9 protein-coding genes and 1 riboswitch are annotated in these 6,238 nt (G+C 38.1%); of the genes, 6 read left to right on the forward strand and 3 right to left on the reverse strand.

All coding sequences use genetic code 11. The features are described 5' to 3' along the window. Nucleotides 1-172 precede the first annotated feature (172 nt). The 5 genes from V7266_RS25095 to V7266_RS25115 all read left to right on the forward strand — a co-directional run bounded on the left by V7266_RS25095 (nt 173) and on the right by V7266_RS25115 (nt 3,478). Nucleotides 173-394 (forward strand): hypothetical protein, encoded by a 222-nt coding sequence (locus V7266_RS25095; RefSeq protein ID WP_335471944.1) that lies wholly within the window; start codon nt 173-175, stop codon nt 392-394. Nucleotides 395-555: 161 nt separating this feature from the next. Further along, nucleotides 556-1,263: an MBL fold metallo-hydrolase gene (locus V7266_RS25100; protein WP_335471945.1), complete on the forward strand. Its 708-nt coding sequence runs from the start codon at nt 556-558 to the stop codon at nt 1,261-1,263. A gap of 11 nt (nt 1,264-1,274) precedes the next feature. Then, nucleotides 1,275-1,856: a TetR/AcrR family transcriptional regulator gene (locus V7266_RS25105; protein WP_335471946.1), complete on the forward strand. Its 582-nt coding sequence runs from the start codon at nt 1,275-1,277 to the stop codon at nt 1,854-1,856. A 91-nt stretch (nt 1,857-1,947) separates the two neighbouring features. After that, on the forward strand, nt 1,948-2,556 hold the full coding sequence (locus V7266_RS25110) for an exonuclease domain-containing protein (protein ID WP_335471947.1): 609 nt from the start codon (nt 1,948-1,950) through the stop codon (nt 2,554-2,556). 124 nt (nt 2,557-2,680) lie between these two features. After that, nucleotides 2,681-3,478, forward strand: coding sequence for an endonuclease/exonuclease/phosphatase family protein (locus tag V7266_RS25115; RefSeq protein ID WP_335471948.1), 798 nt, complete (start codon nt 2,681-2,683; stop codon nt 3,476-3,478). A 157-nt stretch (nt 3,479-3,635) separates the two neighbouring features. On the opposite strand, the gene V7266_RS25120 is transcribed toward V7266_RS25115, so the two are convergent. From V7266_RS25120 to V7266_RS25130, 3 genes are all read right to left on the reverse strand, one after another. Next, nucleotides 3,636-4,058: a VOC family protein gene (locus tag V7266_RS25120; protein WP_335471949.1), complete on the reverse strand. Its 423-nt coding sequence runs from the start codon at nt 4,056-4,058 to the stop codon at nt 3,636-3,638. Nucleotides 4,059-4,260: 202 nt separating this feature from the next. Then, complete coding sequence (locus V7266_RS25125; RefSeq protein ID WP_335471951.1) at nt 4,261-4,773, reverse strand: DinB family protein; 513 nt, start codon at nt 4,771-4,773, stop codon at nt 4,261-4,263. A 211-nt stretch (nt 4,774-4,984) separates the two neighbouring features. Next, the gene (locus tag V7266_RS25130; protein WP_335471952.1) at nt 4,985-5,524 is read right to left on the reverse strand and encodes a QueT transporter family protein; all 540 of its coding nucleotides are present in this window, start codon (nt 5,522-5,524) and stop codon (nt 4,985-4,987) included. An 8-nt stretch (nt 5,525-5,532) separates the two neighbouring features. Further along, nucleotides 5,533-5,577: riboswitch (PreQ1 riboswitch) on the reverse strand. A gap of 148 nt (nt 5,578-5,725) precedes the next feature. Here V7266_RS25130 and V7266_RS25135 point away from each other — a divergent pair. Beyond that, nucleotides 5,726-6,214, forward strand: coding sequence for a hypothetical protein (locus V7266_RS25135; RefSeq protein ID WP_335471953.1), 489 nt, complete (start codon nt 5,726-5,728; stop codon nt 6,212-6,214). Nucleotides 6,215-6,238 lie beyond the last annotated feature (24 nt).

A 6,238-nucleotide genomic window follows, 5' to 3' on the forward strand; every position in this document is an offset into this window, starting at 1 on the left:
TATGGGTCACAGTTCAAGGGTGTCAGGCACCTTTTTTACTTTTGAGTAGTTGTGTTTATTAAAAAATGTCATATAATAGAATTATTAATGTTCACAAAATTGTCGAAATTGTACTGTTGTTAGCGTTTAAATAGGATAAATATAATTGGAAGGATTTTGGAGGGATAGACAAATGGTAAAAGCTGCAGTGGCGGGAGTCCTTGGGTTTGTGCTAATTTTTATTGAATCAATGATTGTAATGAAACTAAAAGGCTATGAGACTATCCAGTACGGAGGTATCTCACCTTTTATTAATGTGTGGGCAATGAATTTCTTTTTTGTCTATGCGATCCTTACACAAGTTACAAATTGGTATGAAAGTAAACAAGAATTAAATGAGGATAGCACCTATTAACCATTCAAATTATGAATTAAGGTCAACATAAGCGTCTTCGTCTCATTAGAGAAGGAGGCGTTTTTTTTATCTTTTTCAAAAAAGTGGTAATTATTGTTGATTTAACTAATGGTATTAGTTAAAATAAAACTAATGATATTAGTCAAAGAGGATGTGGGGAAATGAGGTTAATTAAATTAGGCAATGTTTATCAGGTAACCTTTATGGCACGTCTTTTTCCGGTTAACTGTTATTTGGTGGAGGAAGAGGATGGATTAACGTTAATTGATGCTGCCCTTGGATTTTGTGCCAAAGGGATTTTGAAGGCAGCGGAACAAATCGGAAAGCCTATTACCAAAATTGTGCTGACACATGCCCATGAAGATCATGTTGGTGCACTTGATGCCTTAAAAGAAGAGCTGCCTGAAGTTCCTGTTTATATCTCATCCCGAGATTACAGACTAATGAATAATGACCGATCACTCGATTCTCATGAAGATCAAATGCCAATAAAAGGGGGAGTACCGAAGGGATTAAAAACCAGAGCTAATATCTTGCTCAAAGAAGGAGATTTAGTTGGTTCATTAACAGCGGTAGAAACGCCGGGTCATACACCTGGATCAATGTCATTTCTTGATTTGCGGACCAAAGCCTTAATTGCCGGTGATGCTTTTCAAACAAGAGGAGGCATTGCTGTTGCAGGGGATATAAAACCATGGTTTCCATTCCCGGCTTTTGGTACTTGGAGTAAGAAAACAGCGTTAGCAAGTGCGAAAAAACTACTTAACTATCAACCCAGGCTGCTCGCGGTTGGTCATGGAGAGATGGTGGAGAATCCTATTGCGGTGATGGAAAAAGCGGTGGAAGCATTAAATCGAAAAATCGGATAAGGGGAAGGAATATGTCACCAAGACCAAAAGTGGGACTTGAATTGTCCGCTATACTAGATGCAGCGGGGGAGATTGCCGATCAACAAGGAATGTCGGAGGTTTCATTAGCTAATCTTGCGAAGAAATTGGGGATTCGCTCCCCTTCTTTGTATAACCATTTCAATGGACTGCCCGGATTAAGAAAAAAACTTGCCATTCATGGAATTAATCAATTATACGAAAAAATGGAGGAGGCTTCCTTTGGAATATCAGGAATGGAAGCCGTCCTTGCCATGAGTAGAGCCTATGTAAATTTTGCCCGTAAACATCCAGGGGTGTATGAGGCGACGTTACTAGCGCCAAATCCAGAAGATGAGGAAGTACAAAATGCAGGGGCAAAAATTGTTGACCTTTCGATCCTTATACTGCAAACCTGTCATTTGGAGGGAGAGCATGCCTTACACACTGTCAGAGGTTTACGCAGTATACTGCATGGTTTCTCTGCTCTTGAACAAAAGGGCGGTTTTAAAATGAAGTTAAATTTGGACGATAGCCTAGTCATCACCATTCAGGCATTTCTTACGGGAATGAAGCAGCCATTAGGTTTGGATTGAAAATCAATGAATAATATCCAGAGAATGGTCATGTTTTAATGACCGGAGCTTTGATATAATAGGGATAACTTTACTTTAAGGAATGATCAGTATGCAAAGATCTGAACAATATGGATTAGTATTGGACGTTGAAACCACTGGGTTGGGACCAACAAAAGACGAAGTGATTGAACTTGCTCTTAAATTATTCACCTACCGAAAGGAAACAGGAGAAATTATTGAGATTATCGAGGAAGATTCTTTCTTGCGTGAGCCCATCTCAAGGACAGCCCGAAATAATTATGATACTGCCTTTCGTGTCCATGGTATTCCTTATGAGTTAGTAAAAGGGAAAAGTTTCTATGATGTGAAAATCAAAACCTATTTTCATCGTGCTGATTCGGTGTTTGCACATAACGCTTCATTTGACCGCAGCTTTTTGTATCATATGTATCCTGAAGTCAATGATTTAAAGTGGTATTGTACGATGAGGAATATCCCTTGGAAAAACTATGGCTTTCCAAACGGAAAACTTCTGACATTATTACAGGCTCATGATATTACAGATTACCAAACACATAGAGCACTCGATGATATTACATATCTAATGGACCTGCTAAAGAAAACGAGCCCGAACGGCAACCTCTATCTGCAAGAAGTTCTCGAAAAAGGGCCGATGAGAAAATACCAGCCAGCCGCAGCCCGCACCAAGCTGGGATAAAAATTGGTGCCTGTCACCATTAATGGTATTAACACTATGCCAATGTTGAAGGCTCATTAATTTATTACATGAAACTTGTATGTTAAAATATTCACTATGTTAAACTACATGGGGTATGGTGAATATGAAACTCTTAACATTAAACTGCCATTCTTGGCATGAGGAACATCAGCTTGATAAAATAGCACATTTAGCAGAAACCATCATTGAAAATTCTTATGATGTTATTTCCCTGCAGGAGGTAAGCCAGGCAATAGCTGAAGAGTATGTGGATGGGAACGTAAAGAGAAACAATTACGTCTACGTTTTGTTACAAGAACTTAAAAAGCGTGGCAATGACGAATATTCAATGGTGTGGGATTTGACTCACTATATCAAGAATGGAACCTATGAAGAAGGGGTAGCGATCCTAACCAAACATCCAATCATACAGCATCACTCCTTTTTTGTATCGCAAAGTGAGGATTATGCGGTAAACTGGAAAACAAGAAGAATTATAGGAGCAACGATTAAGTACAAGGACAAACCTTATACTTTTTATTCCTGTCATATGGGTTGGTGGCATGATGAAGTTGAACCTTTTAAGGTACAGGCTGACAAGCTGTTCAAGAAGTTGAATTGGGATGACCATTTATTCCTAATGGGGGATTTCAATAACGATGCTTCTCTAAAAGGAGAAGGGTATGAGTATTTGTTAAGTCATGGTCTTTATGATACATACAATCTGGCTGAAGAAAAAGATCAAGGAATTACCGTTAAAGGAAAAATTGCCGGCTGGAGCAATAATAAGCAGGATCTGCGAATAGACTTAATCTTAACCAATCAACCTGTACTAGTAGATTTTTCAAAAGTAATCTTTAACAATCACAATAAAATGGTGGTATCTGACCATTATGGTGTCGAGGCAAAGATTCACTTATAAACGAAATTATTACTCATTCATTTAAGCGTGAGCAATAGATAAATAAAAAGAAAACGGCTTCGCTGCATAAGTGCATGCAAAGCCGTTTTTTGGTTGCTTCCCCACTATGTATATTAATCTCATGCTCGATATTCGTATAGGGAATTCATCAAAATGATTATCTGCCCTCAGTGAAAACTTGAAATGTAATGCCGAATTTATCCGTAACACTTCCGTATGCCGGGCTAAAGAAGGTTTCTTGCAGCGGCATACCCACTTGTCCGCCTTCCTTTAATGCATCAAAGAACCTATGCGCTTGGTCGGCATCATTAGTGGAAATACAAATCGTTACTTGAGTTCCGCTCTGATGCGGCTGGCCAGGGAAGGTATCAGAAAGCATTAGGTCTGTTTCACCAATTTTAATGGTTGCATGACTAACACGATCCTTTGCCTCTGCTGGCAATGGAAATTCAGGGTTCTCCGGCATTTCACCGAACGATTGGCTGAAGAGAACCTGAGCATCTAAGGCCTTTTGGTAAAATTCAATTGCTTCTTTTGCATTACCATTCATTACTAAATAGGGAATCAAACGTAATGTCATCAAAAATCAGCTCCTTGGTTAATTGGTAAACTTCACTTTACACTCCAAACAAAAAACATTGGTATGAATATGGATTAGTAAAACAACACAATTCCTATTCTAACCAATATCTTAATTATAAAACAAAGAACAAATGTTCGCAATAAAAAAGAAAACCCATTAAAGGTTTTCTTCTATCAAATGGTGCCTGACACCATTATTACTATAGGTATCGTTCATTTATTATTTTTAGGTGATGGAGGGCGTGGCCTGCGATGATGTAGGCGAGGGCACGTGTTGTGGTATTGGAATTGTTGGTCACTCCAATCCTCTCCCAAGCTTCGTCTGGCATATTGTTGATGAGCGTGATGGTGGCATTTCGTACAGCGGTAAAGTCTTCAATAATTTGTTGTATCGAAAGCCCATCAAAGTTAGATGCAGCAATATAGTCGTTCTCGTTGAAACCAGGCAGTGGTGTTAAATCACCGCGGCCAATTCGAAGCAGACGATAGCTCATAATTCGTTCCGTGTCAGTCATATGACCAAGGACTTCTTTGATACTCCACTTCCCTGGAGCATACCGAGACTGTCCGGCCTCCTCCGATAAACCTTCAGCTACTGCTGTAGTTTTCTCCAAATTCTCTTTTAAAATCTCCAATAAGTCTCCATCTGGAACCAAATTTACATACGGTATGTAGTACTCAGAAAACTCACTTACTTCTGGACGTTGAACCATCGCCATTTTCCCCCTTTAGTGAATGATGGAAGAGTTTATTTCTAATAGATTTAGCCACTTTATGGTTTAGTCGTCATTCATTTATTATTATAATTTTTCAAAAATTCAATTGCCATCTATCTGCTTATTTTTTTGAAATGGGCCTATTATGTCCATACAGCAGTCCATTTATAATAAAAGAGCCGCTGCAAAAAGCAGCAACTCTTCGTAATTAAACCCTTTTTTCAAAATGGATACGTTTATTCAGGACATACATTACCGGCATGCCGACAGCCATCACAACCAATTCACCTATGGCCGTTGTAAGCCATGTAAAAAGGAAAGGTAAATCAAATGCTAAATGCAGTTCTAGCGCAATAAGGAACATAGTAATTGTGAAAACAATGGTATTCACTATCATTCTAGCCCAAATTCCTCTAATAATCCGTGTACAAAGACTAGTAATAACTAAAGCAATCACTGATTGGCCCACTCCAAAAATTAAATCGTAAGCCTTCATTGGCGAGAAAAATAAATTCGTTAAAAATACACCTAAAACAATTCCGTAAATGTACTTTTTATTAAAAACGACTAAATGATTAAACATTTCCGATACGCGGAACTGAACTTGGGTAAACCCAAACGGTTGAATCAACGCCGAAACTGCAATGTACAACGCTGCAATAATCCCATTAACAACGATTCCGTGCGCGTTTCTGTGCACTTTGCCTGATGGGGCATTCGTACTTACCGGATGCACAAATTTTTCCATATATTCATTTCTCCTTAGTTTTTTTACGTGGGAGGTTTTCGAACCACGTTGAAATACTTGCAATCTAATATATTATTATAAAAACAAACTTGAGTCAATGACATTATTTTTCTATACCAATAACTATAGGAAAAATTTCCAAAAAAGTAAATAATACCAATGGTGATTGTGCATATTAAAAATAAAAAGGAATGGCTGTAGATGAAATATAATAAAATGTTTTTACTCGTCTTAATGCTGGTACCATGGTTATCAGTGCCGATGTTAGGAAAAAGGAACTTTAAACGTTTTTTACCGGCTGCCTTTTTTATTACTTGCTGGATCAGTGTTGAAAGCATATTAGCAAAAAAGCGGGTATGGTGGAGATTTTACGATAGACTGATTCCTAATGTTATGGGGGAGCTGCCTTTCCTAATAGGTCCTTTTATGATTGGCTCGATCTGGATTCTAAAATTTACATTCGGAAACTTTTTTCGCTATCTTGTATTAAACTTAATCACGGATTTTCTGTTTGTTTATCCTGGTATGTTTGTGTTAAAAAGGATGGGCATCGTCTCTCTTATTCGACTGAAGCATTATCAAATGGGAATCTTGTTTATGGCCAAATCCATCCTTATGTACGGATTCCAATTCATGGCTGAAAAATTCCGTAAAAAGCCGAAATCACTAATCAAAAGACTCCTCCCATAACACGAATAAGGGACGATTTTCCTA

Origin of the sequence: Neobacillus drentensis, assembly GCF_036965645.1 — a bacterium.
In the GTDB taxonomy this organism is placed as follows: Bacteria; Bacillota; Bacilli; order Bacillales; family Cytobacillaceae; genus Neobacillus; species Neobacillus drentensis_D.